Annotated in this window: 34 protein-coding genes, 7 tRNA genes and 1 pseudogene; 35 read left to right on the forward strand and 7 right to left on the reverse strand. The window is 43.8% G+C overall.

The genetic code is table 11. The features are described from left to right. The first annotated feature begins 12 nt into the window (after window positions 1-12). Together MKX38_RS02550 and MKX38_RS02555 are read left to right on the forward strand one after the other, a co-directional pair. Window positions 13-348, forward strand: coding sequence for a hypothetical protein (locus tag MKX38_RS02550; protein ID WP_003225151.1), 336 nt, complete (start codon window positions 13-15; stop codon window positions 346-348). 129 nt (window positions 349-477) lie between these two features. Continuing rightward, window positions 478-1623: an acyl-CoA dehydrogenase family protein gene (locus MKX38_RS02555; RefSeq protein WP_015715274.1), complete on the forward strand. Its 1146-nt coding sequence runs from the start codon at window positions 478-480 to the stop codon at window positions 1621-1623. A gap of 23 nt (window positions 1624-1646) precedes the next feature. On the opposite strand, the gene fbpB is transcribed toward MKX38_RS02555, so the two are convergent. Beyond that, a complete protein-coding gene (gene fbpB / locus MKX38_RS02560) occupies window positions 1647-1826 on the reverse strand; it encodes a Fur-regulated basic protein FbpB (RefSeq protein WP_072592579.1) in 180 nt (59 codons plus the stop codon). Then, on the reverse strand, window positions 1780-1944 hold the full coding sequence (locus MKX38_RS02565; protein WP_014478893.1) for a Fur-regulated basic protein FbpA: 165 nt from the start codon (window positions 1942-1944) through the stop codon (window positions 1780-1782). Before MKX38_RS02565 ends, fbpB begins: the two co-directional genes overlap by 47 nt. Window positions 1945-2190: 246 nt before the next feature. Between MKX38_RS02565 and MKX38_RS02570 the strand changes: the two genes are divergently transcribed. Next, entirely contained in the window at window positions 2191-3063 is an 873-nt protein-coding gene (locus tag MKX38_RS02570; protein ID WP_014475869.1) for a cation diffusion facilitator family transporter, read from the forward strand. A gap of 14 nt (window positions 3064-3077) precedes the next feature. On the opposite strand, the gene MKX38_RS02575 is transcribed toward MKX38_RS02570, so the two are convergent. Next, the gene (locus MKX38_RS02575; protein ID WP_003234326.1) at window positions 3078-3398 is read right to left on the reverse strand and encodes a thioredoxin family protein; all 321 of its coding nucleotides are present in this window, start codon (window positions 3396-3398) and stop codon (window positions 3078-3080) included. Window positions 3399-3551: 153 nt separating this feature from the next. On the opposite strand from MKX38_RS02575, the gene MKX38_RS02580 reads away from it, so the two are divergent. The 5 genes from MKX38_RS02580 to MKX38_RS02600 all read left to right on the forward strand — a co-directional run bounded on the left by MKX38_RS02580 (window position 3552) and on the right by MKX38_RS02600 (window position 10089). Further along, window positions 3552-4637 carry a D-alanine--D-alanine ligase gene (locus MKX38_RS02580; RefSeq protein WP_014475870.1) on the forward strand — a complete coding sequence of 362 codons (1086 nt, stop codon included), beginning with the start codon at window positions 3552-3554 and terminating at the stop codon, window positions 4635-4637. A gap of 71 nt (window positions 4638-4708) precedes the next feature. After that, a complete protein-coding gene (murF, locus tag MKX38_RS02585) occupies window positions 4709-6082 on the forward strand; it encodes a UDP-N-acetylmuramoyl-tripeptide--D-alanyl-D-alanine ligase (protein WP_116316461.1) in 1374 nt (457 codons plus the stop codon). Window positions 6083-6481: 399 nt separating this feature from the next. Beyond that, a complete protein-coding gene (cshA, locus tag MKX38_RS02590; protein ID WP_003246685.1) occupies window positions 6482-7966 on the forward strand; it encodes an ATP-dependent RNA helicase CshA in 1485 nt (494 codons plus the stop codon). A 172-nt stretch (window positions 7967-8138) separates the two neighbouring features. Continuing rightward, window positions 8139-8618 (forward strand): PH domain-containing protein, encoded by a 480-nt coding sequence (locus MKX38_RS02595; RefSeq protein WP_003234318.1) that lies wholly within the window; start codon window positions 8139-8141, stop codon window positions 8616-8618. Further along, window positions 8608-10089, forward strand: a complete 1482-nt coding sequence (locus tag MKX38_RS02600; protein WP_339188516.1) for a PH domain-containing protein — start codon at window positions 8608-8610, stop codon at window positions 10087-10089. The genes MKX38_RS02595 and MKX38_RS02600 overlap by 11 nt, the downstream gene beginning before the upstream one ends. Window positions 10090-10285: 196 nt before the next feature. On the opposite strand, the gene MKX38_RS02605 is transcribed toward MKX38_RS02600, so the two are convergent. After that, on the reverse strand, window positions 10286-10885 hold the full coding sequence (locus MKX38_RS02605; protein WP_032722928.1) for a rhomboid family intramembrane serine protease: 600 nt from the start codon (window positions 10883-10885) through the stop codon (window positions 10286-10288). Between the two features lie 94 nt (window positions 10886-10979). Between MKX38_RS02605 and acpS the strand changes: the two genes are divergently transcribed. The 19 genes and pseudogenes from acpS (at window position 10980) to MKX38_RS02700 (ending at window position 23172) form a co-directional block, all read left to right on the forward strand. Further along, a complete protein-coding gene (acpS, locus tag MKX38_RS02610) occupies window positions 10980-11345 on the forward strand; it encodes a holo-ACP synthase (RefSeq protein WP_015252768.1) in 366 nt (121 codons plus the stop codon). 165 nt (window positions 11346-11510) lie between these two features. Beyond that, window positions 11511-12527, forward strand: coding sequence for an outer membrane lipoprotein carrier protein LolA (locus MKX38_RS02615; protein WP_003234282.1), 1017 nt, complete (start codon window positions 11511-11513; stop codon window positions 12525-12527). A gap of 114 nt (window positions 12528-12641) precedes the next feature. Then, the gene (gene alr, locus MKX38_RS02620; RefSeq protein WP_032722929.1) at window positions 12642-13811 is read left to right on the forward strand and encodes an alanine racemase; all 1170 of its coding nucleotides are present in this window, start codon (window positions 12642-12644) and stop codon (window positions 13809-13811) included. A 115-nt stretch (window positions 13812-13926) separates the two neighbouring features. Then, entirely contained in the window at window positions 13927-14208 is a 282-nt protein-coding gene (endB, locus tag MKX38_RS02625) for a type II toxin-antitoxin system antitoxin EndoAI (RefSeq protein ID WP_003225183.1), read from the forward strand. A gap of 4 nt (window positions 14209-14212) precedes the next feature. Beyond that, window positions 14213-14563, forward strand: coding sequence for a type II toxin-antitoxin system endoribonuclease NdoA (gene ndoA, locus MKX38_RS02630; protein WP_003156187.1), 351 nt, complete (start codon window positions 14213-14215; stop codon window positions 14561-14563). 114 nt (window positions 14564-14677) lie between these two features. Then, complete coding sequence (gene rsbRA / locus MKX38_RS02635) at window positions 14678-15502, forward strand: RsbT co-antagonist protein RsbRA (RefSeq protein ID WP_015252765.1); 825 nt, start codon at window positions 14678-14680, stop codon at window positions 15500-15502. A gap of 4 nt (window positions 15503-15506) precedes the next feature. Further along, on the forward strand, window positions 15507-15872 hold the full coding sequence (gene rsbS, locus MKX38_RS02640; protein ID WP_003225190.1) for an RsbT antagonist protein RsbS: 366 nt from the start codon (window positions 15507-15509) through the stop codon (window positions 15870-15872). A 3-nt stretch (window positions 15873-15875) separates the two neighbouring features. Continuing rightward, the gene (gene rsbT, locus MKX38_RS02645) at window positions 15876-16277 is read left to right on the forward strand and encodes a serine/threonine-protein kinase RsbT (protein ID WP_003246640.1); all 402 of its coding nucleotides are present in this window, start codon (window positions 15876-15878) and stop codon (window positions 16275-16277) included. Between the two features lie 11 nt (window positions 16278-16288). Continuing rightward, window positions 16289-17296, forward strand: coding sequence for a phosphoserine phosphatase RsbU (gene rsbU, locus MKX38_RS02650; RefSeq protein WP_015252763.1), 1008 nt, complete (start codon window positions 16289-16291; stop codon window positions 17294-17296). A gap of 61 nt (window positions 17297-17357) precedes the next feature. After that, complete coding sequence (gene rsbV, locus MKX38_RS02655) at window positions 17358-17687, forward strand: anti-sigma factor antagonist RsbV (protein ID WP_003234298.1); 330 nt, start codon at window positions 17358-17360, stop codon at window positions 17685-17687. Further along, entirely contained in the window at window positions 17684-18166 is a 483-nt protein-coding gene (gene rsbW, locus MKX38_RS02660; RefSeq protein WP_003234299.1) for an anti-sigma B factor RsbW, read from the forward strand. Before rsbV ends, rsbW begins: the two co-directional genes overlap by 4 nt. Then, window positions 18132-18920: an RNA polymerase sigma factor SigB gene (sigB, locus tag MKX38_RS02665; protein WP_003246715.1), complete on the forward strand. Its 789-nt coding sequence runs from the start codon at window positions 18132-18134 to the stop codon at window positions 18918-18920. Before rsbW ends, sigB begins: the two co-directional genes overlap by 35 nt. Then, on the forward strand, window positions 18920-19519 hold the full coding sequence (gene rsbX / locus MKX38_RS02670) for a phosphoserine phosphatase RsbX (RefSeq protein WP_003246608.1): 600 nt from the start codon (window positions 18920-18922) through the stop codon (window positions 19517-19519). Before sigB ends, rsbX begins: the two co-directional genes overlap by 1 nt. 110 nt (window positions 19520-19629) lie before the next feature. After that, on the forward strand, window positions 19630-19746 hold the full coding sequence (locus MKX38_RS02675) for a hypothetical protein (protein WP_003246539.1): 117 nt from the start codon (window positions 19630-19632) through the stop codon (window positions 19744-19746). Further along, window positions 19707-19868 (forward strand): hypothetical protein, encoded by a 162-nt coding sequence (locus tag MKX38_RS02680; protein ID WP_003246653.1) that lies wholly within the window; start codon window positions 19707-19709, stop codon window positions 19866-19868. The genes MKX38_RS02675 and MKX38_RS02680 overlap by 40 nt, the downstream gene beginning before the upstream one ends. Further along, window positions 19819-20055, forward strand: a complete 237-nt coding sequence (locus MKX38_RS02685) for a hypothetical protein (RefSeq protein ID WP_147797771.1) — start codon at window positions 19819-19821, stop codon at window positions 20053-20055. Before MKX38_RS02680 ends, MKX38_RS02685 begins: the two co-directional genes overlap by 50 nt. Beyond that, window positions 20052-20492: pseudogene (locus tag MKX38_RS02690) on the forward strand (EVE domain-containing protein). The gene MKX38_RS02685 and the pseudogene MKX38_RS02690 overlap by 4 nt, the downstream one beginning before the upstream one ends. After that, a complete protein-coding gene (locus MKX38_RS02695) occupies window positions 20476-20919 on the forward strand; it encodes a MarR family transcriptional regulator (RefSeq protein WP_003246643.1) in 444 nt (147 codons plus the stop codon). The pseudogene MKX38_RS02690 and the gene MKX38_RS02695 overlap by 17 nt, the downstream one beginning before the upstream one ends. Before the next feature lie 93 nt (window positions 20920-21012). Beyond that, a complete protein-coding gene (locus tag MKX38_RS02700; RefSeq protein ID WP_339188521.1) occupies window positions 21013-23172 on the forward strand; it encodes a Tex family protein in 2160 nt (719 codons plus the stop codon). 9 nt (window positions 23173-23181) lie between these two features. Here MKX38_RS02700 and cmpA read toward each other — a convergent pair whose 3' ends face one another. Next, complete coding sequence (gene cmpA / locus MKX38_RS02705) at window positions 23182-23295, reverse strand: cortex morphogenetic protein CmpA (RefSeq protein ID WP_003225207.1); 114 nt, start codon at window positions 23293-23295, stop codon at window positions 23182-23184. A 103-nt stretch (window positions 23296-23398) separates the two neighbouring features. Between cmpA and MKX38_RS02710 the strand changes: the two genes are divergently transcribed. The 8 genes from MKX38_RS02710 to MKX38_RS02745 all read left to right on the forward strand — a co-directional run bounded on the left by MKX38_RS02710 (window position 23399) and on the right by MKX38_RS02745 (window position 24689). Beyond that, a complete protein-coding gene (locus MKX38_RS02710) occupies window positions 23399-23851 on the forward strand; it encodes a SprT family protein (protein WP_003246525.1) in 453 nt (150 codons plus the stop codon). 122 nt (window positions 23852-23973) lie between these two features. Continuing rightward, window positions 23974-24048 (forward strand) — tRNA-Asn (locus MKX38_RS02715). A gap of 4 nt (window positions 24049-24052) precedes the next feature. Then, window positions 24053-24143: transfer RNA gene (locus MKX38_RS02720), tRNA-Ser, on the forward strand. A 29-nt stretch (window positions 24144-24172) separates the two neighbouring features. Then, window positions 24173-24244, forward strand: a tRNA-Glu gene (locus tag MKX38_RS02725). A gap of 11 nt (window positions 24245-24255) precedes the next feature. Next, window positions 24256-24330 (forward strand) — tRNA-Gln (locus MKX38_RS02730). A gap of 26 nt (window positions 24331-24356) precedes the next feature. Then, a tRNA-Lys gene (locus tag MKX38_RS02735) sits at window positions 24357-24432 on the forward strand. Between the two features lie 11 nt (window positions 24433-24443). After that, window positions 24444-24525: transfer RNA gene (locus MKX38_RS02740), tRNA-Leu, on the forward strand. 80 nt (window positions 24526-24605) lie between these two features. Then, window positions 24606-24689 (forward strand) — tRNA-Leu (locus tag MKX38_RS02745). 220 nt (window positions 24690-24909) lie between these two features. On the opposite strand, the gene MKX38_RS02750 is transcribed toward MKX38_RS02745, so the two are convergent. After that, a complete protein-coding gene (locus MKX38_RS02750) occupies window positions 24910-25473 on the reverse strand; it encodes a GNAT family protein (RefSeq protein ID WP_015252759.1) in 564 nt (187 codons plus the stop codon). Window positions 25474-25671: 198 nt separating this feature from the next. Then, complete coding sequence (locus MKX38_RS02755) at window positions 25672-26190, reverse strand: hypothetical protein (protein ID WP_042977081.1); 519 nt, start codon at window positions 26188-26190, stop codon at window positions 25672-25674. Between the last annotated feature and the right edge of the window lie 10 nt (window positions 26191-26200).

Raw genomic sequence — 26200 nt, forward strand, 5'->3', positions numbered from 1 at the left:
GAGGTGTCTCGATTGAGGAACTTTATTACCGCTTTACCGATCGTATTGCTGCTTGGATTCTCATTTGTGTCATTCATGTTTCAGTTTGAACATCTTGTTTATTTCAGGCTCGCGCTTGGGTTGTTTTCTCTCGTGGGACTGTACATGATATATAAAATGAAGACGGGCATCCGCTATTTTATCATCTATCTGTATGCCAGCTGGATTGTGTTGGCCGCAGTGACCGCTTTTGAAGAGCCGATTTTCTCAAGCTTTTTCTTTGGCGGCCTGGTGATGACGATGGGTTACCTGACATATATGCTGATTTATCTCGGCATGAAACAAGACCGGGATGCAAATCCTGTGTAATCGCGCTGTTCCCTTGGGGAACGGCGTGTTTTTTTATACTGGACAAAAAGATTAACAGTTGCGGAAAAATGGCAGGAAATCTATAATACATATTAAATTTATCGGAATTAAAACTTGGGGGGCTGCCGGATGTCATTATTTATACAAAACGATCAACAGCGGCAATGGATGGAGAAAATCGGACGGATTGCGGATGAATTTCAGCAAACAGCTGCTGAAGATGACGAACAGGGACGTTTTCCTGCAGAGAAAATACAAAAACTGCGTGATGCTGGGTATACAGCATTAACATTGCCGGCATCTCATGGCGGAGGGGGCATTTCTGTTTACGATATGCTCCTGTTTCAAGAACGGCTTGCACGGGGAGATGCTCCGACGGCTCTTAGCATCGGCTGGCATTTGAGCGTGATCGGGGAGCTTGGAGAAGGCAACAGCTGGGATGAAGACGTATTTGCATTTGTTGCCAAGGAAGTCCAAAACGGAGCTGTCATTAACAGGGCGGCGACTGAAGCGAAAACCGGAAGCCCGACAAGAGGAGGGCGTCCCGGTACACACGCCGTCAAAAAGGATGGCAAATGGGCAGTGAACGGGAGAAAAACCTTTACGACGATGTCACAAGCTCTGGATTATTTTTTAGTAACCGCATGGATTGAGGACAAACAAACAACAGGCGTGTTTCTCATTCATAAAGATGATCCCGGCTTGTCGATTGAAGAAACGTGGGATATGATGGCGATGCGGGCGACTGGGAGCCATGACCTTGTACTGAACGAAGTTATGCTTGATGAGAATAAGCTGGTGGAACTGCTTCAAGGGCCTCGTGGAGCTAAGCCGAATGGCTGGCTGCTTCACATTCCTGCGATTTATCTTGGTGTGGCTCAAGCTGCTCGTGACTATGCAGTGCAATTTGCATCTGAGTATTCTCCAAACAGCTTGAATGGACCGATCAAGAATGTCCCGGCCGTACAGCAAAGAACAGGCGAAATGGAGCTTGAACTGCTCAATGCCAGACACTTTCTTTTCCATATCGCTCAATTGTATGACGATCCGGAGCGGCGTCCACACTTGACCAGCGAGCTCGGTGCGGCGAAACATATCGTCACAAACGCTGCGCTGTCTGTTGTTGATAAAGCGATGAGAATTGTCGGGGCCAAAAGCCTGGAACGAACCAACCCGCTTCAGCGCTATTACCGTGATGTGCGCGCCGGTCTTCACAACCCGCCGATGGATGACGCCGTGATACACAAGCTGGCAGCTGAAGCGTTTGAGTCATAAAAAAAGAGCCTAGCCGGCTCTTTTTATGTATTGTTTTGCTCCTGCAGATTTTTTTGATGCTTGCGGTCGATCCTGTCATAAATAACGTTCATCAGCTTTGGATTGCCCATAATCGCCTCTTTGTTTTCCTGGATCAGCTGTTGGTAAGTTTTCACTTTACGCTTCGGCATGCTCCGGCGCCCTCCTGACATGGTTGTATTCACTTTCTAACTCCGTCAGCGACAATTCATACAGATGACGCTTTGACTTTTTGTATATACCATTCTGTATTAACAGATGAATGAGCTGTTTTTTTCTGATTTCTGCAGACTGAGGTGTCATTGTGTCACCAACCTCCAATCAAACGATATTGATAATCATTATCAATTAACTTCAGTATACAATGTCCGCAATAGCCTGTAAAGATGAAAAGAGTCCTATTCTTGGCCAATTTACAAACATTCAACAAATCGACAAAAAGTTTCCCGGGCAATAATTTGCTGTCGAAATATTCCGCTTCATTGAACGCACCCTGCTATTTTTCATGTTTTGAACCATACTATGTAATAGAATGGAGGCTGGTATTCAATGGAGCGGACAGAAAATCTGAAAAAGGGAGAAAAAGGGGCGCTCCTCAATATTTTTGCATATGTCATTCTTGCTGTTGTAAAGCTAGTCATCGGGATTCTATATCATTCTGAAGCGCTGAGAGCAGACGGGTTAAATAATGGAACAGATATTGTTGCGTCAGTAGCAGTGCTGATAGGATTGCGGATTTCTCAAAGACCGGCTGACAGCGATCATCCATACGGCCATTATCGGGCTGAAACAATTTCGTCTCTTGTTGCGTCTTTTATTATGATGGCAGTCGGCATTGAAGTGTTAATCGGCGGAGGAAAAGCGATTGCGGGCGGCACAACGGAAACGCCAAATCTTATCGCGGCATGGACGGCGTTAGGCAGTGCTGTGTTTATGTATGGCATCTATTTATATAACAAAAGGCTGGCAGCGTCCATTAAAAGCTCTGCCCTGATGGCAGCGGCAAAGGACAGCAGGTCAGACGCTTTTGTAAGTGCCGGCGCGTTTATCGGTGTTTTTTCGTCCCAGCTGAAGCTGCCGTGGATTGATCCGGTAACGGCTTTTATCATCGGCATCATCATTTGCAAAACTGCGTGGGATATCTTTAAAGACGCTTCACATTCCTTAACAGACGGCTTCCATTTAAAAGATCTTGAGCCTTACAAACAGACCGTCGGCAGGATCGAAAATGTGCATCGCCTAAAGGATGTGAAAGCGAGGTATTTAGGCAGTACAGTTCATATCGAGATGGTCATTACGGTTGATCCGAAGCTTACAGTAGAAGAAGGCCATGGAGTGGCGGATGAAGTAGAAGACAAAATAAAACATGAACACGATGTCACTCATGTTCATGTTCATGTAGAGCCTGACGACATAAAATAAGGCTGTTTAACGAATTAGCTTATATGTTCAGATAAAAATTCAGTCACTTCTTCAGGCGTTTTGGCATTGGCGCTGTGAAGGTGAGCTGTTTTTTCACCATTTTTGAAAATAAGCAGGCTGGGAATGCCCATTACTTGGTATTTTTCAGCCAGGTCAGGAAGCTCGTCCTTATTCAGCTCATACCAATCGTTTTGGTTGTACTCTTCCAAAATATCGCCGATGAACATATTCATGCGTGTGCAGTCTGGGCACCAATCAGCATAAAACTTTACAATGATTTCTTTATCAGATTGAATCAGTTCATTAAATTGTTCGTTTGTTGTGATTTTTTTCATATGTCACATCTCCTTTTCAATGCCATTTTAATATAAAATAAAAAGGAATTACATACAAATGCATTCAACATCAGCATGCCCAAAAATAATTAGATCATTTTCCGGTGAAAATGATAAGATAGTAAAGATGAATTGTAGTGGGGGGAGTATCCATTGAAAACAAGTCTAGGATTAGTGTACGGAGGAAAGTCGGCAGAACATAATGTTTCCCTGCAGACGGCTCTGGCTGTAATCAAAGCGCTAAATACTGAGAAGTTTGATATACATCCGATTTATATAACAGAAAAAGGCGAATGGGTTAGAGGCGCCCGTTTAACTGAGCCTGTTTCAAACGTGAAAATGCTTCAATTTGAGCAAGGAGGCAGTGCTTTTTCTCCAGCTGCCCTGAACCAGGAGATGTTTCCGCAGGAAGCGTCACAGCAAAATGAAGCCATCGACGTCGTATTCCCGCTCCTCCACGGACCGAACGGAGAAGACGGTACGATCCAGGGAATGCTCGAGCTGTTGAACATTCCTTATGTCGGCAACGGAGTGCTTGCTTCCTCAGCCGGCATGGATAAAGTTGTCATGAAACATTTATTTGCTCAGGCCGGCCTTGCTCAGGCTAAATACGCAGCTTTCCTTAAGAAAGACTGGACTCGTTCTCCGAAAGAAAGCTGTGAGCAGGTTGAACAGGAATTAGGCTACCCTTGCTTCGTAAAACCGGCGAACCTCGGCTCAAGTGTCGGAATCAGCAAATGCCGAAACCGTGAAGAACTGCAAAAAGCGTTTGAGCTTGCTTTCCAATATGACCGCAAAGTCGTCGTCGAAGAAGGCATTAACGGCCGCGAGATCGAAATCGGCGTTCTTGGAAATGACGATCCTAAATGCTCTGTTGTGGGGGAAATCGCACCGAAGACGGATTTCTACGATTACAAAGCGAAATATGAGGATGGAGATACTGATCTGATGATTCCGGCGATTGTGACTGATGAGGAATACGCAACAATCAGTGATATGGCGATCAAAGCATTTAAAGCGATCGACGGTTCAGGACTCGTCAGAGCGGACTTTTTCCTGACAGCTGACGGCGAAGTTCTGATCAATGAAGTCAACACAATGCCTGGCTTTACACCTTTCAGCATGTTCCCGCTGCTCTGGAAAGAAGCCGGAGTGGAATATGCTGACCTGATTGAACAGCTTGTGGAGCTTGCAAAAGAACGCCACGCTGAAAAACAATTGATTAAGCATACATTCTAATGAAGAAGGACACTGCCGGTAAAAGGGCAGTGTTTTTTCCCGTATATACAAAAGAAAGAGAGGGACCTTACTTGATTAAGCGAACAGTAAAAAACATTGCCGAAATGGTTAATGGCACACTAACAAATCCGCAATATGAACAAACAGTCATTCATGGAGTGGCAACCGATACAAGAAAACTGGAACAACATCAGCTCTTCATTCCGCTGAAAGGGGAACGTTTTGACGGCCACACTTTTGTGGAGCAGGCTTTTGAAGCTGGTGTAGCGGCTGTTCTTTGGGATCGGTCAGAACCAAATCCGCCCGAGAATCACGCCGTCATTTTAGTGGACGATACCCTTACTGCACTTCAGCAGCTTGCAAAAGCCTATTTGCAGGAGCTTGGCACGCGTGTCATCGGAGTAACCGGAAGCAATGGCAAAACGACAACAAAAGATATGATTCACGCCGTATTGGGGACCCAGTACCGTGTCCACAAAACTGGAGGAAACTTCAATAATCATATCGGTTTGCCGCTGACGGTTTTAGCGATGCCTGAAAATACGGAGATCGCCGTATTGGAGATGGGAATGAGCGCCAAAGGAGAAATTGACCTCTTGAGCCGACTGGCAAACCCGGATGCGGCAGTGATTACGAATATCGGCGAATCGCATATGCAAGACCTTGGCTCTAGAGAGGGCATCGCGGAGGCGAAGCTTGAAATCATTAACGGGCTTAAAGAAGACGGAGTGCTGATTTATATCGGGGACGAACCGCTTCTTCAAAATGCATACAGCTGCCAGACGAAAACGTACGGTACGGGAGCGCATAATGATTATCAGCTTCAGGATGTCAGCCAGAGTGAGGAAGGAACCCATTTTACAATCAAAGGGATAAAAAACACGTTTTTTATTCCAATACTCGGCAAGCACAATGTGATGAACGCCATGGCAGCGATTGCTGCAGGAGCTTATTTTGGCATCACGCCTGAGGGTGCGGCAAAAGGACTGAGCGGCCTAAAGGTAACCGGGATGAGACTTGAACTCATCAAAACAGACAGCGGCCTTTCGATAATCAATGACGCTTATAATGCGAGCCCGACTTCCATGAAAGCTGCAATTCAATTGACAGAAAGCCTCGAAGGCTACGGCAAAAAAATGCTCGTGCTCGGTGATATGCTTGAACTCGGCGATCTTGAAGAAACGTTCCATAAAGAGTGCGGCGCTGTGATCAGCCCTGATAAAATTGACCGCGTCTTTACGTACGGAAAACTGGGAGCTTTTATCGCGGAAGGCGCCCTGAAACACTTTGAGAAAGACCGCGTCAGCCATTACACTGAGAAAAAAGATCTCCTCCAAGCTGTGAAGGAAAACGCATCAAAAGGCGATTTGATTTTATTCAAAGCGTCCAGAGGTATGAAGCTTGAAGAAATCGTTAAAGATTTAATAGAGAGCCCGCTTTCATAAGAAAATATTTTGCGAAAAAACGCATATTGCATCATAAAATAACATGATGTGCAAACACTAATGTATGCCGGCCGAAAATTATGTATATCTGGCCGGCTGCGGCTATGATACAATATATATAGGTTATTTCGCGATACGAACATATTCGTCCGGACTTTTCATCGTGACCCGAAGTTCTCCGCTGGATTCTTGGGAGCGGATGGAGCAGCAGCCGGCATATTCGAGATGCCGATCTGCTTCTCATCTTATTGAAAAACAAATAGTGTAATGGTAAGATAAAACTTAAAGTAATTCGGGCTTTGTATACGGATGGATCCTGTCCTTCTTGTCTAAAGGGCAGTTTTATAAGTGGTAAATCACGACATTACTGAAACAGCAATTAGAAGGAGTTTGAATAATTTGACTATAACGTTTCAAGATTTTAATTTAAGTTCTGATCTCATGAAAGCAATTAATCGTATGGGATTTGAAGAAGCAACACCGATTCAGGCACAAACGATACCGCTCGGACTTTCAAATAAAGACGTCATTGGACAAGCGCAAACAGGTACAGGTAAAACAGCTGCGTTTGGTATACCCCTTGTTGAAAAAATTAACCCCGAGTCTCCTAATATTCAAGCAATCGTAATCGCGCCAACCCGTGAATTAGCCATTCAAGTATCTGAAGAATTGTATAAAATCGGACAAGATAAACGTGCGAAGGTTCTTCCTATTTACGGCGGACAGGATATTGGACGGCAAATCCGGGCGTTAAAGAAGAATCCGAATATTATTGTCGGAACACCTGGCCGTCTTCTTGACCACATCAACCGCCGCACCATTCGTTTAAACAACGTAAATACCGTTGTAATGGATGAAGCGGATGAAATGCTGAACATGGGATTCATTGACGATATTGAATCTATCCTTTCAAACGTGCCAAGCGAGCATCAGACACTTCTGTTCTCTGCCACAATGCCTGCGCCGATCAAACGCATTGCAGAGCGCTTCATGACTGAGCCGGAACACGTAAAAGTAAAAGCGAAAGAAATGACGGTTTCTAACATTCAGCAGTTCTATTTGGAAGTGCAAGAACGCAAAAAATTCGATACACTGACTCGTCTTCTTGACATTCAGTCTCCTGAGCTTGCGATCGTATTCGGACGTACAAAACGCCGTGTCGATGAACTGGCTGAAGCTCTGAACCTTCGCGGATATGCAGCTGAAGGTATTCACGGTGACTTAACGCAGGCGAAACGTATGGTTGCGCTTCGTAAATTTAAAGAAGGCGCAATCGAAGTTCTAGTCGCAACTGATGTTGCCGCTCGCGGACTTGATATCTCAGGTGTTACACACGTATACAACTTCGACGTGCCTCAAGATCCTGAAAGCTACGTTCACCGTATCGGAAGAACGGGCCGTGCAGGAAAAACAGGTATGGCGATGACGTTCATTACACCGCGTGAGAAAAGCATGCTTCGCGCAATTGAACAAACAACAAAACGCAAAATGGACCGCATGAAGGAGCCTACACTTGATGAAGCGTTAGAAGGCCAGCAGCAGGTTACTGTTGAACGTCTTCGCACAACAATCAGTGAAAACAACCTGAACTTCTACATGACAGCGGCAGCTGAGCTGCTTGAAGATCATGATGCAGTAACAGTGGTTGCGGCGGCTATCAAAATGGCTACAAAAGAGCCAGACGACACACCGGTTCGCTTAACAGACGAAGCGCCGATGGTCAGCAAACGCTACAAGAACCAGCGCTCTTCTAAACGCAGAGACGGTCAAGGCGGCGGCTACCGCGGCGGAAAAGGGAAAAGCAACAACCGTTCTTCCTACGATAAAAAGCGTTCAAACGATCGTCGTTCTTCAGGTGACAGACGCCAGAAAAAATCTTACTAATTTGATCGATTCAGAGCCCAAAACATGATGTTTTGGGCTTTTTTATGTTCGCGATTTGTTATTCAGCAAACTTTCAGCTGACGGAAGCCATTTTTCTCTGTATGCTTAAGAATGAAACCTTTCTGTAAAAGAGACGTATAAATAACGACGAAAAAAAGGGAGGTAGGTATTTTTGAGAGAGCAGCCAAAAAACCAAATCAGTCCAGACGGATTAAAGGTTTGGCGACTTCAAGAGATCATCATATCTGCTGTTTGCTTACTTATTGTCATTGCAGTTGCAGTGTTAAGCTATTATTTTCATTGGCCGTACTGGATCAGCGGCGTGCTCGGCGCGGTTTGGCTGTTGGGATCGATTGTGACGGTCTTTATCATTCCGAAGGTCCGTCATAAGGTGTGGCGATATGAAGTCCATGAACATGAAATAGATATTCAGTCAGGTATTTTTGTGGTAACACGTGTGATTGTTCCGATGGTCAGAGTTCAGCACGTCGATACGTCACAAGGGCCATTATTAAAAAAATACAACCTGGCAACGGTGAAAATTTCCACGGCCGCGACCGTTCATTCGATCCCCGCTTTAGAGATGGAGGAAGCGGATCGGCTGAGAGACTCCATTTCCCGTCTGGCGAGGGTGACTGACGATGATGTCTGAACCGAAACGCCTGCACCCGGCAGCAGTCATTTTGAATTTATGCCATACCATTATTCAAACGATAAAAAATATCATTCTGCCATTCTTTTTTGTGTATATTGTCAATTCAAACCATACTGTCCGTTTTTACGGAGCCATTGCGCTCGGTGTGCTATTCATCTGGCTTGTAGCGGCAAGCATTATCAAATGGAGAAGGTTTACCTATCGAATTGAAGATGATGAATTTAGAATCGAAGAAGGCTTATTTGTTACGAAAAAGCGATACATATCGATTGATCGGATTCAAACGATGAATACGAGCGCAGGCCTTGTCCAGCAAATCTTTAAGCTTGTGAAGCTGCAAATTGAAACAGCAGGCGGAGGCAAGGAGGCAGAAGCCGTTCTTTCTGCTATTTCTGTTGAAGAAGCGGAACGCATCAAAGAAGCTGTCTTTAAGAAAAAAGCGCAAAGACGAGAAAATGAACTTGATGAAGAACGGCTTGAAGCTGAAGAGGAGTTGGTTCCGGCCGTTGAGGTGCAAGAGCACTATCGCATGAACGCGAAAGAATTGCTCATGGCCGCTTCTACCTCCGGCGGAATCGGAGTCATTATCTCCGCTGTATTTGCACTTATTTCCCAGCTTGATGAAGTGCTGCCAATGGATTGGTTATTCGATAAGTTTTCCTTCCTTCAGCACGCCAGCATCGGTATTTACGCGGTACTGATTTTTATCGGTTTATTTATCGCCTGGATTTTCAGCATCGCGGGCATGATGTTTAGATACGCGAACTTTCAAATCATAAAAAAAGAGCAGGAACTGGTGATTTCAAGGGGAATTATTGAAAAACATCAAGTCACGATTCCATTGCGAAAAATACAAGCCATTAAAATCAAAGAAAATATCATTCGCCAGCTTTTCGGCTTTGTAACGGTGTCCATCGTCAGCGCAGGAGGCGGCGACCGGGAAAAAGAAGAAGGCGCTTTGACCATTCTCTTTCCAATGATTCATAAAAAAAAGCTTCCGCACATGCTCCGAACATTTACGCCGGAATATACGCTGGAAGAAAACTGCCGCCGCCTGCCGCGGCGCGCGTTGAAACGCTATTTGTTCCGTTCTGTCATTTTTTCACTCTTTTTGATCATTCCGTTATGTATCTTCTTTCAGCCATGGGGCTATCTGTCAGTCAGCCTGCTGCCGATAGAGTTGCTCTTCGGCTATCTCGCGTATAAAGAGGCTGCATGGACGATCAACGGGGACCGTCTTCAGCTGACGTCTAGATTTATAGGCAGAACAACCGCCATTGTACTGAAAAAACGAATGCAGGTCTGCAAGTTCAGCCAATCCTATTTCCAAAAGAAAGGCCGCTTGTATACCATTTCTACTTCGGTGAAATCATCGAGCCATATGGAAGAATTAACGGTGAGGGATGTAGGTGAAGAGGATGCAGCCTTCATTTTAAACTGGTACTCATATGAAAAAGCGGACGGTTAATACCGCCGCTCCAGCGTGTCGACAAACCCTCGCATTCGTTGTCAGGACTGCGCTTCGGTGCTCACGAATTAGAACATTCGCTCCGCTCCTATGCTCGTCCTTCCTAGACTTCAAGGGTTTTCAATCACGCTGAAAAGATGACAAAATCCTAAAATGAAAACCATTTTAGGATTTTGTCAACAATCTGAAGCGGCGGTTAATACCGCCGCTCTTTTTTTTGCACGAATAAAAACGAAAGAAGAAGCCCGCCGCATAGTCCAAACAGATGGGCCATCATGTTAATATTGGAGTTGATAAACGACATGAGAACGGCAAATGCGAGCAGTGTGATGATCATTTTGGAATGCTCCTGCCCTATTAGCTCATTGCGAAAAAGAACCATAAATAGGTACACGCCGAATAGCCCGAAAATGGCGCCTGAAGCACCGACATGCACGTAATCAAGCGGCTCTGTAACATAAGTGCCAATATTGCCGATGATGCCGGAGCCGGCGTATACAAGAAGGAAACGCGCTTTTCCCAGCATGCGTTCCAAAGCCGGGGCAAATAAAAAGATGGACATGGAATTAAACAGCAGATGTGTGAAACCGGCGTGCAGCAAAATCGGTGTGATCAGCCGCCACCATTCCCCGTTTGCGACACCTAGGTTATAGCCTGTGACGGTATCCCTCCATAACACGACTGAATGGGCAGGAAGTGAAAAAAACAGCCAGAGAACAGCTTGCAAAGCCAATATAAAGGTGACAACGGGGTAAAGCCTGATAAACGTTTGAAAATTTTCAGTCCGTATAAACATTCCGAGCCCCTTTTCTTCATTTTGGTATATCTATAGTAACACGTTTATGAGACAAACCATTTAAATAGTACGTACGCAAAGGAGGTTATCATACATGATTTACGGCATTGGGCTGGACATTACCGAGCTTAAACGGATCGCCTCTATGGCTGGACGCCAGAAAAGGTTTGCCGAGCGGATTTTGACGCGAAGCGAGCTTGACCAATACTATGAGCTTTCAGAGAAAAGAAAAATCGAATTTCTCGCGGGCAGATTCGCGGCAAAAGAAGCTTTCTCGAAAGCATTTGGCACCGGCATTGGGAGGCAGCTCAGCTTTCAGGACATTGAAATTAGGAAAGACCAAAATGGCAAGCCCTATATCATTTGCACGAAACTGAGCCAGGCTGCCGTTCACGTATCGATCACTCATACAAAAGAATACGCTGCCGCGCAGGTTGTGATTGAAAGGTTGTCAAGCTAGTCTGCATATTAGGGAAACCCCACTCATATATTTGATAGTGCATTAAGGGAGACAAGTTGTTTGAGGCTTTTATGGTACGCATCTGTTCTGCCTAAACGTGTACCGAGCGTACCGTTAAAGTCAAACAAGCGATTTCTTCCTTTTACATCAATTGAGAAAAAGGGGTTGAAAAAGGTGAGAAAAAGCTTTGTTTTGCTTTTAACGGGACTGCTTGCTGTTCTTATTCTTTCTGCCTGCGGGCAAAAAACACAGCAAGATATTGTGGCCGGGTTAGATGAAAAGGCGAAAGAATACACCTCGTACAAAGCAAAAGCGAAAATGACCATCGAGACAGGGAGTGAGCCTCAAGTATACAATGTGGAAATCTGGCACAAAAAGCCGTCTCTGTACAGGGTTTATTTAGAAAATCCGAAAAAGGACCAAAACCAAGTCATTTTACGAAATGAAAACGGAGTATTCGTTCTCACGCCGTCTTTAAATAAGAGCTTCAGATTTCAAAGCGATTGGCCGAACAACAGCAGCCAGGTTTATCTGTTTGAATCGCTCGTAAAGGATGTTCAAAACGATTCGGATGCAGTTTTCACAGCGAAAGAAAAGAAATACGTATTCGAAACAAAAACAAATTATCAGCATAACAAAATGCTGCCCACGCAAGAAATCACATTTAACAAAAAAGATATGAGCCCGTCATCTGTCAAAGTGATGGATACTGACCGGAAAGTGATGGTCAAAGTAGAATTCAGCAGCTTTGAATTTAATAAACAATTTGATAAAGAATCATTTGACGAAAAGAAAAATATGACCCTTTCTCAAATGGATGTTGCCACAAGCGCAAAGCCTTCCGATACATTCGCGGTCAAAACGCCGCTGGAACTGCCGCTTGGCGTCAAGCTGCTTGAAGAAAAAGATATATCTACTGAAGACGGGAAGCGCATCATCATGACGTACGGAGGAGAAAAATCATTTACGTTAATTCAGGAAAAAGCCCAGATTGCGAAGGCTTCCTCCTCCGTTACGCTGAACGGCGAACCGGTAAATCTCGGCTACACCATCGGCGCCCTGTCGGATGCATCATTATCATGGACATATGACGGCGTAGATTACCTTCTCTCTTCTAAAGATCTTTCTAAAGAGGAAATGGTGACAGTAGCGAAAAGCATGCAGGGACAATCATCGAAATAACCGCCAAAGGCCAAACATGATTTGGCCTTTTTTTCGTTAGACATCGTTTCCCTTTAGCCTTTAATTTTAGTATGATATGTAAATGATATTGAATAAAAGCTAGGAAGTGTCGTAATGAGCACAAAACCTTTTTACAGAGATACGTGGGCGGAAATTGACTTGTCCGCGATAAAGGAAAATGTCAGCAATATGAAAAAACATATCGGTGAACATGTCCACCTGATGGCAGTTGTGAAAGCAAACGCCTACGGGCATGGTGATGCAGAAACAGCAAAGGCTGCTCTTGACGCAGGTGCTTCATGCTTGGCTGTGGCTATTTTGGATGAAGCGATTTCACTGCGCAAAAAGGGCTTGAAGGCGCCTATATTGGTGCTTGGCGCGGTTCCCCCAGAGTATGTGGCAATCGCTGCTGAGTATGACGTGACCTTAACAGGTTATTCTGTTGAATGGCTTCAGGAGGCAGCCCGCCACACGAAAAAAGGTTCTCTTCATTTTCATCTGAAGGTCGATACGGGGATGAACAGGCTTGGTGTAAAAACAGAGGAAGAAGTTCAGAACGTGATGGCCATTCTTGACCGCAACCCTCGTTTAAAGTGCAAAGGGGTATTTACCCATTTTGCGACAGCGGATGAAAAAGAAAGAGGCTATTTCTTAATGCAGTTTGAGCGCTTTAAAGAGCTGATTGCTCCGCTGCCGTTAAAGAATCTGATGGTCCACTGCGCGAACAGCGCCGCCGGTCTCCGGCTGAAAAAAGGCTTTTTTAATGCAGTCAGATTCGGCATCGGCATGTATGGCCTTCGCCCGTCTGCTGACATTTCGGACGAGATACCGTTTCAGCTGCGTCCGGCATTTACCCTGCATTCGACGCTGTCACATGTCAAACTGATCAGAAAAGGCGAGAGCGTCAGCTACGGAGCCGAGTACACAGCAGAAAAAGATACATGGATCGGGACGGTGCCTGTAGGCTATGCGGACGGCTGGCTCCGAAAATTGAAAGGGACCGACATCCTTGTGAAGGGAAAACGCCTGAAAATTGCCGGCCGAATTTGCATGGACCAATTTATGGTGGAGCTGGATCAGGAATATCCGCCGGGCACAAAAGTCACATTAATAGGCCGGCAGGGGGATGAATGTATTTCCATGGATGAGATTGCAGGAAGGCTTGAAACCATTAACTATGAGGTGGCCTGTACAATAAGTTCCCGTGTTCCCCGTATGTTTTTGGAAAATGGGAGTATAATGGAAGTAAGAAATCCTTTATTGCAGGTAAATACAAGCAATTAACTTACCTAAATGGAGAATTCATAAAACAGCTTTGCTTGAAGAGTGAATAATGGTATCATTATCACTGGATGGATAAAAGAGTCGTATCCGTAAGTTTGGTGGAGGTGTATGTTTTTTGTCTGAATCCAGCGCAAGAACCGAAATGAAAATCAGCTTGCCCGAAAACCTAGTAGCTGAATTGGATGGTGTAGCGATGCGGGAGAAACGAAGCAGAAACGAACTGATATCACAAGCAGTGAGAGCGTATGTCAGCGAACGAACAACTCGTCACAACCGTGATTTGATGAGACGCGGCTATATGGAAATGGCGAAAATCAACCTGAATATTTCTTCTGAGGCTCACTTTGCGGAGTGCGAGGCTGAAACGACAGTTGAGCGCTTAGTCAGCGGAGGATAATCATTTGATTGTGAAACGCGGCGATGTTTATTTTGCTGATTTATCTCCTGTTGTTGGCTCAGAGCAAGGCGGGGTGCGCCCGGTTTTAGTGATCCAAAATGACATCGGAAATCGCTTCAGCCCAACTGCTATTGTTGCAGCCATAACAGCACAAATACAGAAAGCGAAATTACCAACCCACGTCGAAATCGATGCAAAACGCTACGGTTTTGAAAGAGATTCCGTTATTTTGCTGGAGCAAATTCGGACGATTGACAAGCAAAGGTTAACGGATAAGATTACTCATCTGGATGATGAAATGATGGATAAGGTTGATGAAGCCTTACAAATCAGTTTGGCACTCATTGATTTTTAGACATATTTGCAGGTTGCTCAAATAGAGCAACTTTTTTTGTTTTCAAAAAACATAAACGATATAATAGTGAAATAACGAAAAAATATGTTGTTTTTTATTGGGAGGTAAGCGAATTTGATGTCGAACCAGACTGTATACCAGTTCATTGCCGAAAATCAAAATGAACTGCTCCAACTGTGGACTGACACACTAAAAGAATTAAGCGAGCAAGAATCCTATCAGCTGACTGACCAAGTGTATGAAAATATATCTAAAGAATATATCGACATTCTGTTGCTGTCTGTTAAGGACGAAAATGCTGCTGAAAGCCAAATCAGCGAACTGGCGCTTCGAGCGGTCCAAATCGGACTATCTATGAAGTTTTTGGCTACTGCGTTTGCTGAATTCTGGAAGCGTCTCTACACGAAAATGAATGATAAGAGATTGCCAGATCAAGAGAGCACGGAATTAATCTGGCAGATTGACCGCTTTTTCAGCCCGATTAACACAGAAATTTTTAATCAATACTCAATCTCATGGGAAAAAACAGTATCTCTGCAAAAAATCGCGTTGCAAGAGCTGTCTGCGCCGCTTATCCCGGTGTTTGAAAATATCACTGTGATGCCTCTTGTCGGAACAATTGATACCGAACGCGCGAAACGAATTATGGAAAACCTTCTTAATGGCGTCGTCAAACACCGTTCCCAAGTCGTGCTGATTGACATTACAGGTGTCCCTGTCGTCGATACGATGGTTGCCCATCATATTATTCAGGCATCAGAAGCTGTAAGGCTTGTCGGAGCAAAATGCCTGCTGGCCGGAATCCGCCCGGAAATTGCTCAAACCATCGTCAATTTGGGGATTGATTTATCCCAAGTTATAACTAAGAATACCCTGCAAAAAGGAATTCAAACAGCATTGGAAATGACGGATCGAAAAATCGTTTCATTGGGGGAATAACATTTTGAGACATCCGAAAATCCCGATCTTGAAACTGTATAATTGCTTATTAGTGTCCATTCAGTGGGAACTTGATGACCAAACAGCATTAACCTTTCAAGAAGACTTATTAAATAAAATATACGAAACAGGTGCTAACGGAGTCGTCATTGACCTGACATCTGTGGATATGATTGATTCATTTATCGCGAAAGTGCTGGGCGACGTCATTACAATGTCTAAGTTAATGGGGGCTAAAGTCGTCTTGACCGGCATTCAGCCTGCTGTGGCAGTGACGCTGATTGAACTTGGAATCGCACTTGAGGAAATCGAAACTGCGCTCGACTTAGAGCAGGGGCTTGAGACATTGAAGCGGGAATTGGGGGAATAGCGAATGAACGACCAATCCTGTGTAAGAATCATGACAGAATGGGATATTGTGGCCGCCAGACAGCTGGGACGAAACGTTGCGAAAGAACTGGGTTTCGGCACGGTAGACCAGGCTAGAATTACAACGGCTATTTCAGAATTAGCCAGGAATATTTATTTATATGCCGGCAAAGGGCAGATTGGAATTGAACAGGTCGCAGACAGAGGAAAAAAAGGCCTGAAAATTATAGCGGAAGACCAAGGGCCGGGAATTCCTGATATCCGAAAAGTCATGGAAGACGGGTTTTCAACGTCTGGAGGACTTGGTGCGGGACTTCCCGGGGTCAAAAGGCTGATGGATGAATTCAGCTTAAATTCCGTAGCGGGGGAAGGAACAGAGATACAAGCCATCAAATGGCTTCGGTAGGAGGTAAGAACGTGGATTTTAGGGAGGTTATTGAGCAGCGGTATCATCAGCTGCTTAGTCGATATATAGCCGAATTAACAGAAACATCTTTATATCAAGCCCAAAAATTCAGCCGAAAAACAATCGAGCACCAAATTCCTCCGGAAGAAATCATCAGCGTTCACAGAAAAGTGCTGAAGGAGCTGTATCCAAGTCTCCCGGAAGATGTGTTTCATTCGCTGGATTTTTTAATAGAAGTCATGATTGGCTATGGAATGGCTTATCAGGAGCATCAAACCCTTAGAGGGATACAGCAGGAAATCAAATCAGAAATTGAAATCGCGGCAAATGTCCAGCAGACGCTTCTCGGAACTAAAGTTCCTCAGGAGGAAGCGCTGGATATCGGCGCCATCAGTGTTCCCGCTAAACAGATGAGCGGTGATTACTACCACTTTGTCAAAGACAAGGAATCCATCAATATCGCAATCGCGGACGTGATCGGAAAAGGCATTCCAGCGGCTTTATGCATGTCCATGATTAAATACGCAATGGACTCTTTGCCGGAAACGGGCATACACCCTTCTCAAGTGCTGAAAAATTTGAATCGTGTTGTTGAACAAAACGTTGATGCCAGTATGTTTATTACGATGTTTTATGCGAATTACAATATGGACAAGCATCAATTTACATATGCTTCAGCGGGACATGAACCGGGATTCTATTATTCTCAAAAAGACAACACGTTTTACGATTTAGAGGCCAAAGGACTCGTTCTCGGCATCTCGCAGGACTATGACTACAAACAATTCGATCAGCATCTGGAAAAGGGCGATATGATTGTTTTATTTTCTGACGGCGTCACAGAATGCAGAACGGAAAACGGTTTCTTGGAGCGTCCTGATCTGCAGAAGCTCATTGAGGAACATATGTGTTCCTCCGCGCAGGAAATGGTCAAAAACATTTATGACAGCCTCCTCAAATTGCAGGATTTTCAGCTTCACGATGATTTTACGTTAATTGTTTTGCGGAGAAAGGTTTAACGTCTGTCAGACGAGGGTATAAAGCAACTAGTGATTTGAAGGAAAATTTGAGGTGATACGAATGAATATAAATGTTGATGTGAAGCAAAACGAGAATGATATACAAGTAAACATTGCAGGAGAAATTGATGTATACTCAGCCCCGGTGCTTAGAGAGAAGCTCGTTCCTCTGGCAGAACAAGGAGCTGACTTAAGAATTTGCCTGAAAGATGTCAGCTACATGGACAGTACCGGATTGGGCGTTTTTGTAGGGACCTTTAAAATGGTGAAAAAACAAGGCGGTTCGCTGAAACTTGAAAATCTATCTGAACGGCTGATCCGACTGTTTGACATTACAGGCTTGAAGGACATCATTGATATTTCTGCAAAGTCAGAAGGTGGAGTGCAATGAAGAATAATGCTGATTACATCGAAATGAAAGTGCCGGCCCAACCTGAATATGTGGGAATTATAAGACTGACGCTGTCAGGGGTCGCAAGCAGAATGGGCTATACGTACGATGAAATTGAAGACTTGAAAATCGCAGTCAGTGAGGCGTGCACAAATGCGGTTCAGCACGCTTACAAAGAAGATAAAAATGGGGAAGTGTCAATACGATTCGGTGTGTTTGAAGACCGTTTAGAGGTTATTGTGGCGGATGAAGGAGACAGCTTTGACTTTGATCAAAAGCAGCAGGATCTAGGGCCGTACACACCTTCGCACACAGTTGATCAATTATCAGAAGGAGGGCTCGGTCTATATTTAATGGAAACGCTCATGGATGAAGTCAGAGTGCAAAACCACTCCGGCGTCACCGTAGCGATGACAAAGTATTTAAATGGGGAGCGAGTTGATCATGACACAACCATCAAAAACTACGAAACTAACTAAAGATGAAGTCGATCGGCTCATAAGCGATTACCAAACAAAGCAAGATGAACAGGCGCAGGAAACGCTTGTGCGGGTGTATACAAATCTGGTTGACATGCTTGCGAAAAAATATTCAAAAGGCAAAAGCTTCCACGAGGATCTCCGCCAGGTCGGCATGATCGGGCTGCTAGGCGCGATTAAGCGATACGATCCTGTTGTCGGCAAATCGTTTGAAGCTTTTGCAATTCCGACAATCATCGGTGAAATTAAACGTTTCCTCAGAGATAAAACATGGAGCGTTCATGTGCCGAGACGAATTAAAGAACTGGGTCCAAGAATCAAAATGGCGGTTGATCAGCTGACCACTGAAACACAAAGATCGCCGAAAGTCGAAGAGATTGCCGAATTCCTCGATGTTTCTGAAGAAGAGGTTCTTGAAACGATGGAAATGGGCAAAAGCTATCAAGCTTTATCCGTTGACCACAGCATTGAAGCGGATTCGGACGGAAGCACCGTCACGATTCTTGATATCGTCGGATCACAGGAGGACGGATATGAGCGGGTCAACCAGCAATTGATGCTGCAAAGCGTGCTTCATGTCCTTTCAGATCGTGAAAAACAAATCATAGACCTTACGTATATTCAAAACAAAAGCCAAAAAGAAACTGGGGACATTCTCGGTATATCTCAAATGCACGTCTCGCGCTTGCAACGCAAAGCTGTGAAGAAGCTCAGAGAGGCCTTGATTGAAGATCCCTCGATGGAGTTAATGTAATGATCCAGGTTGAAGAAAACGAGCATATTCAAACTCTAGTATATCAACTGAATAAAGAAGGGAAATCGATTTGCGGTGACAGCTTTTTTATGAAAGCTGATGATAAGGAGTTAATTTGCGCGGTTGCTGACGGACTGGGAAGTGGATCACTTGCTAACGAATCCTCTGCAGCCATCAAAGACTTAGTGGAAAACTATGCGAGTGAAGACGTAGAAAGCATTATCGAACGCTGTAATCAGGCGATGAAAAACAAAAGAGGCGCTACAGCATCTATCCTGAAAATCAATTTTGAGCAAAGGCAGTTTACGTACTGCTCTGTCGGAAATGTACGGTTTATTCTGCATTCCCCGTCTGGTGAAAGCTTTTATCCTCTGCCGATTTCGGGCTATTTATCAGGCAAGCCGCAAAAATACAAAACGCACACCGCCACCTATGAAAAGGGTTCAAAGTTCATTATACATACAGATGGACTCAACGTACCTGATATCCGCTCCCATTTGAAAAAAGGCCAATCGGTAGAAGAAATATCGAATTCGCTGAAAATGTATACGACATCGAGAAAAGATGACCTGACCTATATTCTCGGACAGCTGTCCTAAAAAACCAGAAAAAGAAGCTGGACATCCGGCTTCTTTTTTTTGCGGTTGACTATTAATAAGTGCGCTTATTGTAATTAATAAGTGAACTTATCATTCTGGGAGCTTATGGGATGTGGAATTATGAATACACAGCGATAGCTGATGTGGATGTGGGAAAACCTGGAACTGTTATCAGGAAACAGAAACAATGGATCAATGGGAGACGGGTATTGCATCAGATTCTTTGAAAGGACAATTTCAAAATGGAACGGAAGGAACATTGCTTCTGCAAGGAAAAACAATTCTCTTATGGCTTGAGCATGTGGAGAAACATCGGGCGTTTTCTGTCATGGTCAACATGCCCGCATAGCAATGTAATAATGGAGTTTTTTCACGTGCTTCAAAAGCAAAAAGAAGATTTGTGTATCACATATGGAATTGTATTAGAAGGCGCTGAAGCAAAAAAGTGGGGAGAAATCATTGGGACTGAACTGTCTAAAGACATGCCGACGGCTGTCAGCAGGCTTGTCCATCTTTACGGAGGAGTGATAAAATGAACACAAATTACTGGATCGGCGTTGTGTCAGAGCAGCATGTATTAAAAGGCGCTGCCGGCGGTTTTGCACAGCTGTGCCATGGAAAAAAAGCCCCGCTCGCCAAAATGAAAGAGGGAGATTGGCTGATTTATTATTCTCCGAGAGACGCATAACCAGACGGCAAACTGCTGCGAAGCTTTACTGCGATCGGCAAAGTAAAAAGCGGAAACATCTATCCGTATCAAATGGCTCCGAATTTTATTCCATACCGATTAGATATAGACTATTATCCATGCCATAAAATCGGTTTTTACGACATTAAATCAAAGCTTGAATTTGTTCAGGAAACCAAGCATCTTGGCTTTTTATTTCGCAGAGGACACTTTGAAATAAGCAAAAAAGATTTTTTGACAATAGCACAAGCGATGGGAGTTAACATAAGTGGAATGGCACTCTAAATTTAGCGGTCCGAACACAAGCCCGGGCTTTTTATTATGGCAGGCCACGCAAAGCTGGCAGCGGAAAGTAGGAAAAGCATTGGCTGAGTTTGACCTGACCCACGTTCAATTTGTTCTGCTGACCTCGTGCAAGTATATGATTGCTCACGGAGAAACCGTCACGCAAAAAAAACTTGCAAGCTTCAGCCAGACCAATATCATGATGGTTTCGGAGGTTGTGCGGACGCTTGAGAAAAAAGGATTTATCGAAAGAAGCAAAAATCCCCAGGATAAAAGAGAGGTCCTCCTGTCTCTTACAGAAATAGGAGGAGAAAAAGTAACAGCGGCTTTGCCAATTGTTGAGAAGATTGATCAAGCCTTCTTTGCAGCTGCGATGAAAAAAGAGAATTTTCTGAGCGGCTTACAGGAACTATTGAAACATGAGTAAAGATACGGGCAGCGCCAGCTGTCTTTTTTTATGTGTTTTTTTCGGTTTTTGATACACTAGAGAAAGAACGACAAAATTGGAGGCTTTGGTTACATGGAAACGTCAGCCCTTTTAAAACAGCAAATTGCGAAAGAAATAGGTTTATCACAAAAACACGTTGAAAGTGTCATCCGCCTGCTTGAGGACGGCAATACAGTCCCGTTTATTGCCCGGTATCGAAAAGAGCAGACGGGTTCAATGGATGAGGTTCAGATTCAGACGATTTCTGAACGCTGGCAATACATACAAAACCTGAATCAGCGAAAAGAAGAAGTCATCAGGCTGATTGCAGAGCAGGATAAACTGACAGATAATCTAAAACGTAAAATCGAGCAATCGGTGAAGCTTCAGGAAGTGGAAGACCTTTACCGCCCTTATAAACAAAAACGTAAAACAAAGGCGACAGTCGCCAAAAGCAAAGGCCTTGAGCCGCTTGCCGACTATATCCTGACACTTCCCCAAGATGATCATCTGGCAGCAACTGCAGACCAATACATCAGCGAAGAAAAAGAAGTGTTCACACGAGAAGAAGCGATTGAAGGCGCCAAGCACATTATTGCGGAACAAATTTCAGACGAGCCGACTTTCAGAAAGTGGATTCGCCAGGAAACCTTCAAAAGAGGAACCATTAAGTCCGCAGCCGGAAAGTCGGCAGACACCGATGAGAAAAATGTGTATGAAATGTATTACGAGTATGAAGAGCCAATTGCAAAAGTCGTTCCGCATAGGGTACTGGCAATGAACCGCGGCGAAAAAGAAGATATTTTAAAGGTGTCAATCGAACCGCCTGCGGATCACATTAAGGCGTATTTAGAAAAACAAATCATTAAAAATCGCTCAACATCCGTAAAAGAGATTTTGCAGGAGACAATTGAAGACAGCTATAAAAGGCTGATCCAGCCGGCAATCGAGCGTGAAATCAGGAAAGAGCTCTCAGAAAAAGCTGATGAACAGGCGATTCATATTTTCTCAGAGAACTTGAGAAAACTTCTTTTGCAGCCGCCGATGAAAGGCAAAACCGTTCTCGGTGTTGACCCAGCCTTTCGAACCGGCTGTAAGCTCGCTGTGTCAGATGAGACTGGAAAAGTCTTTAAAATTGATGTGATCTATCCGCATGCGCCAGTCAACAAAACAAAAGAAGCCCATGAAAAAGTGAAAAAGATTCTTGAGCAGTATCAAGTCGAGATGGTGGCGATCGGAAACGGCACAGCATCCAGAGAAACAGAACAATTCATCGTCAATGTACTGAAAGACATGCCGCGCAAAATTTATTATGTGATCGTCAATGAAGCGGGTGCAAGCGTCTATTCGGCTTCAGAGCTGGCCCGAGAAGAATTCCCTGACCTTAAGGTTGAAGAGCGCAGTGCCGTGTCTATTGCGCGAAGACTTCAAGACCCGCTTGCGGAGCTCGTTAAAATCGATCCGAAGTCTGTTGGTGTCGGACAGTATCAGCATGACGTCAGCCAAAAACGCTTAAATGAATCTCTGCGGTTTGTCGTCGAAACGGTCGTAAACCAGGTGGGAGTAAACGTCAACACAGCCTCCGCCGCGCTGCTTCAGTATGTAGCGGGATTATCGAAGTCTGTAGCAGGCAACGTTGTCAAAAAACGTGAGGAAATCGGAAAGTTTTCAAATCGAAAAGAACTGAAGGACATCCCAAGGTTAGGTGCGAAAACCTATGAGCAATGTATCGGTTTCTTAAGAGTGCAGGAAGGGACAGAGCCTTTGGATAGAACAGGCATCCACCCGGAAAGCTATAAAGAAACAAAAGCACTTTTGAAAAAACTCGGACTTTCAACAGAACATATCGGCACGGCGGAATTGAAGGACAAAATCAATCAGCTGGCGCTCTCTGAAACGGCTAAAGAGCTGGGAATCGGCGAAATCACTCTGAAAGACATTTGTGAACAGCTGACAAGGCCGGAACGCGATCCACGCGATAAGGTGCCTAAGCCTTTGCTGAAAACAGACGTCCTTCAGCTGGAAGATTTGAAAGAGGGAATGGAACTGCAGGGCACCGTGCGCAATGTAGTGGACTTCGGAGCGTTTGTTGATATCGGAGTCAAACAAGACGGGCTTGTGCATATCTCAAAATTGAGCAATCAATTCGTCAAGCATCCTCTTGATGTCGTATCTGTCGGCGATATTGTGACAGTTTGGGTTGACGGCGTAGATGTACAAAAAGGCAGAGTATCGCTGTCTATGGTAAAATAAAAGCACTGCTTACGAGCAGTGTTTTTTCCTATAGAAATACCAGCATTGATTCAGCAGTTTAATTTGGTAATTATCTTTTTCAAGGAACGCTTTTTGCATCTGCTTTTTAAGCCAATTTGGCATAGGCTCATTCCTCCTCAGCTTTTATCATAAGAGGGACAGTGATTACCATATTGTATGCGAACGGTGAATTGTCCCGTTCAATGTTTTTTAAGTGAGGTGCACCATGGATAACAAAGAGCTTCAAAAGCTGACAGAGGATATTTCTGAAACATATTTTAAAAAGCCGTTCCGCCATCAGGCGCTTTTTAATGACCGGCTTAAAACCACTGGCGGCAGGTACCTGTTAACCTCCCATAACATTGAATTGAACAGAAAATATTTGATTGAACACGGCAGGGAGGAACTGATTGGCATCATCAAGCACGAGCTCTGCCATTATCATCTTCATCTTGAAGGAAAAGGGTACAAGCACAGAGACAGAGATTTTAGAATGCTATTGCAGCAGGTCAACGCGCCGAGGTTCTGTACACCCCTTAAGAAAAAAGCGGAAAACAAAAAAACTTATATGTATATCTGTACGACCTGCGGCCAACAGTATATAAAGAAGCGCGCCATGAACCCTGACAGATACAGATGCGGAAAATGCCGCGGAAAAATAAAAAGAATTTTTTCGTGAAAAAGGTTGACGAATATGGCAAGCCTATGTTACATTATAAAAGTCGTCACGAGAGATAAATAAAAACATTTACCTCTTGACACTGCAAATCAAGGCTGATATAATAAGTCTTGTCTCATTATTCCACAGTAGCTCAGTGGTAGAGCTATCGGCTGTTAACCGATCGGTCGCAGGTTCGAATCCTGCCTGTGGAGCCATATTGGAGAAGTACTCAAGTGGCTGAAGAGGCGCCCCTGCTAAGGGTGTAGGTCGCGTAAGCGGCGCGAGGGTTCAAATCCCTCCTTCTCCGCCATAAGATTTCGATATAAGTTCTCAACCATCGGCCCGTTGGTCAAGCGGTTAAGACACCGCCCTTTCACGGCGGTAACACGGGTTCGAATCCCGTACGGGTCATTCCATTTCGTTGGGCTATAGCCAAGCGGTAAGGCAACGGACTTTGACTCCGTCATGCGTTGGTTCGAATCCAGCTAGCCCAGCCATTTTTATTTTTGAAATCTAATAGTAAGAGCCATTAGCTCAGTTGGTAGAGCATCTGACTTTTAATCAGAGGGTCGAAGGTTCGAGTCCTTCATGGCTCACCATTTGTCTTTTTGCGGGTGTGGCGGAATTGGCAGACGCGCTAGACTTAGGATCTAGTGTCTTACGACGTGGGGGTTCGAGTCCCTTCACCCGCACTTTATTTACAAAGTGCACGCAAATCTGTTTTACTAGGTTAAGAGCCTACTAAACCAGCACAACACAATTTAATGATCACGCGGTCGTGGCGGAATGGCAGACGCGCTAGGTTGAGGGCCTAGTGGGTGAATAACCCGTGGAGGTTCAAGTCCTCTCGGCCGCATCAATGATACCAAGGGTTAGAGTACCTTGGTATTTTTTGTGTCTTTTGAACAGAACGTATTTTGTGACTAAAACTGACCACTTACTTTAAGTAGGTGGTCTGATTTGTCCGCAAAAGTATATAGTTTAATAAGATAAAAAGGGCATTGTATATTAGCATACAAAATATGTTATGCCCTTTTTTGTTTTAATAACGCCTCCGTTATTTTAAGGGTACAATGTTACTTTATTATGGAATAAAAACAAGTGTCGGTCAGCTTGCTTCCATCTGCGGATAAATCATCATTTCTTAAAGTGCCTTCGAATACAAAACCAAGTTTTTCTGGAATAGCACGACTTTTAAGGTTTGTCGATTCACACCTTATTTCAATTCTTCTAAATTTGATATTGTTTAACCCAAAGTCAGCTAATTTCTTTACTGCTTCTACCATATACCCATTCCCGCTAAATGTGGTATTTCCCCAGTATCCAATTTCACATTTAGGTATGTCCCAGTCAATCCCCTGAAGGCTAGTTATTCCAATAAAGCCCTTGGTATCTTTATTAAAAATAAGAAAACGAAAACTTTTTCTTTTTAGAAAATTTATATGGGCAAGTCTTAAATTTATCTCTGTTTCTTCAACAGTGGGAAGTTTTTGAGCAAATGGCAACCACGCTTTTAATTCATTAAAGGAATCCCTAATTGCTTGGTTTACAATTTTCCCGTCTCCTGTTTGGTGTGGTGCTCGAAGGATTAGTCTTTCTGTTTCCAATTGTAAAGGCACATCTAACAATAAAGGATTCATTTGATAACTCCTCTCGGAAGTTCAATGTTAAAAATTGAAAATAAGTAATGAAAACACTTATCTCTAAGAAATAATTCTTGAGGACGAGTTACAACTTCTTGGTATCTATTTGTTTATCTATGACGCCTCCAGTAAGAATTGAATATTCTTTATTCTCATCAAAGAATTTTTTCACTCTAGAGTAATTCACATTTAACCTCACATACATTTGATTTTGGTTTGCAATTCATCAATCTTATTAAGTTCATACTCATAATCACAGTTATCTTCTAAAATAAAATTCATAGTTTCAAAGAAACTTTTCGCATTCTTTAAGAGTGATTCAAAAAAATCAAGTTTCGGTAGTAATACTTTTTGTTTTTGGTCAATTTCAAATAACAACATATCATTCGATATTGATTTCATTTTCAATAGAAGGGGTTGATCTGGAAAATAAGTTTCGCTTTTTCCTGTTTCAATAGCTTCTTCAATTAGATTTAAAAAATAAGCCCACAATTGGTCAACCAAGTCCCACATAGTGACATCAAGCAAATCTTGTTCACCATATTTTAAAATAATCGCCCCAGATAAATAGTAAGAGTCTAACTGTGGTTTTATGTTCTTTAGTCCCTCTATATTGCTAAGTGGAACAAAGTAATCGTCAATATTATTTTTTAAGATTGAAAGATCGTTTATCTTCTTATTTGGCCTAAGGATTAATGATTGAATATAAAACATTTTACCTCTC

It is taken from the genome of Bacillus sp. FSL M8-0025 (assembly GCF_037975475.1).
Classification (GTDB): domain Bacteria; phylum Bacillota; class Bacilli; order Bacillales; family Bacillaceae; genus Bacillus; species Bacillus subtilis.

Coding starts and splice junctions, on each gene's coding strand:
- cmpA (WP_003225207.1), bottom strand. CDS start 23,295: ATGCCAAATTGGCTTAAAAAGCAGATGCAAAAAGCGTTCCTTGAAAAA.
- MKX38_RS02680 (WP_003246653.1), top strand. CDS start 19,707: ATGGATCAATGGGAGACGGGTATTGCATCAGATTCTTTGAAAGGACAA.
- rsbV (WP_003234298.1), top strand. CDS start 17,358: ATGAATATAAATGTTGATGTGAAGCAAAACGAGAATGATATACAAGTA.
- rsbW (WP_003234299.1), top strand. CDS start 17,684: ATGAAGAATAATGCTGATTACATCGAAATGAAAGTGCCGGCCCAACCT.
- MKX38_RS02685 (WP_147797771.1), top strand. CDS start 19,819: ATGTGGAGAAACATCGGGCGTTTTCTGTCATGGTCAACATGCCCGCAT.
- rsbX (WP_003246608.1), top strand. CDS start 18,920: ATGATCCAGGTTGAAGAAAACGAGCATATTCAAACTCTAGTATATCAA.
- alr (WP_032722929.1), top strand. CDS start 12,642: ATGAGCACAAAACCTTTTTACAGAGATACGTGGGCGGAAATTGACTTG.
- MKX38_RS02570 (WP_014475869.1), top strand. CDS start 2,191: ATGGAGCGGACAGAAAATCTGAAAAAGGGAGAAAAAGGGGCGCTCCTC.
- MKX38_RS02600 (WP_339188516.1), top strand. CDS start 8,608: ATGATGTCTGAACCGAAACGCCTGCACCCGGCAGCAGTCATTTTGAAT.
- MKX38_RS02755 (WP_042977081.1), bottom strand. CDS start 26,190: ATGTTTTATATTCAATCATTAATCCTTAGGCCAAATAAGAAGATAAAC.
- sigB (WP_003246715.1), top strand. CDS start 18,132: ATGACACAACCATCAAAAACTACGAAACTAACTAAAGATGAAGTCGAT.
- MKX38_RS02750 (WP_015252759.1), bottom strand. CDS start 25,473: ATGAATCCTTTATTGTTAGATGTGCCTTTACAATTGGAAACAGAAAGA.
- acpS (WP_015252768.1), top strand. CDS start 10,980: ATGATTTACGGCATTGGGCTGGACATTACCGAGCTTAAACGGATCGCC.
- MKX38_RS02700 (WP_339188521.1), top strand. CDS start 21,013: ATGGAAACGTCAGCCCTTTTAAAACAGCAAATTGCGAAAGAAATAGGT.
- MKX38_RS02605 (WP_032722928.1), bottom strand. CDS start 10,885: ATGTTTATACGGACTGAAAATTTTCAAACGTTTATCAGGCTTTACCCC.
- MKX38_RS02555 (WP_015715274.1), top strand. CDS start 478: ATGTCATTATTTATACAAAACGATCAACAGCGGCAATGGATGGAGAAA.
- MKX38_RS02575 (WP_003234326.1), bottom strand. CDS start 3,398: ATGAAAAAAATCACAACAAACGAACAATTTAATGAACTGATTCAATCT.
- MKX38_RS02675 (WP_003246539.1), top strand. CDS start 19,630: ATGTGGAATTATGAATACACAGCGATAGCTGATGTGGATGTGGGAAAA.
- rsbT (WP_003246640.1), top strand. CDS start 15,876: ATGAACGACCAATCCTGTGTAAGAATCATGACAGAATGGGATATTGTG.
- MKX38_RS02710 (WP_003246525.1), top strand. CDS start 23,399: ATGGATAACAAAGAGCTTCAAAAGCTGACAGAGGATATTTCTGAAACA.
- MKX38_RS02565 (WP_014478893.1), bottom strand. CDS start 1,944: ATGACACCTCAGTCTGCAGAAATCAGAAAAAAACAGCTCATTCATCTG.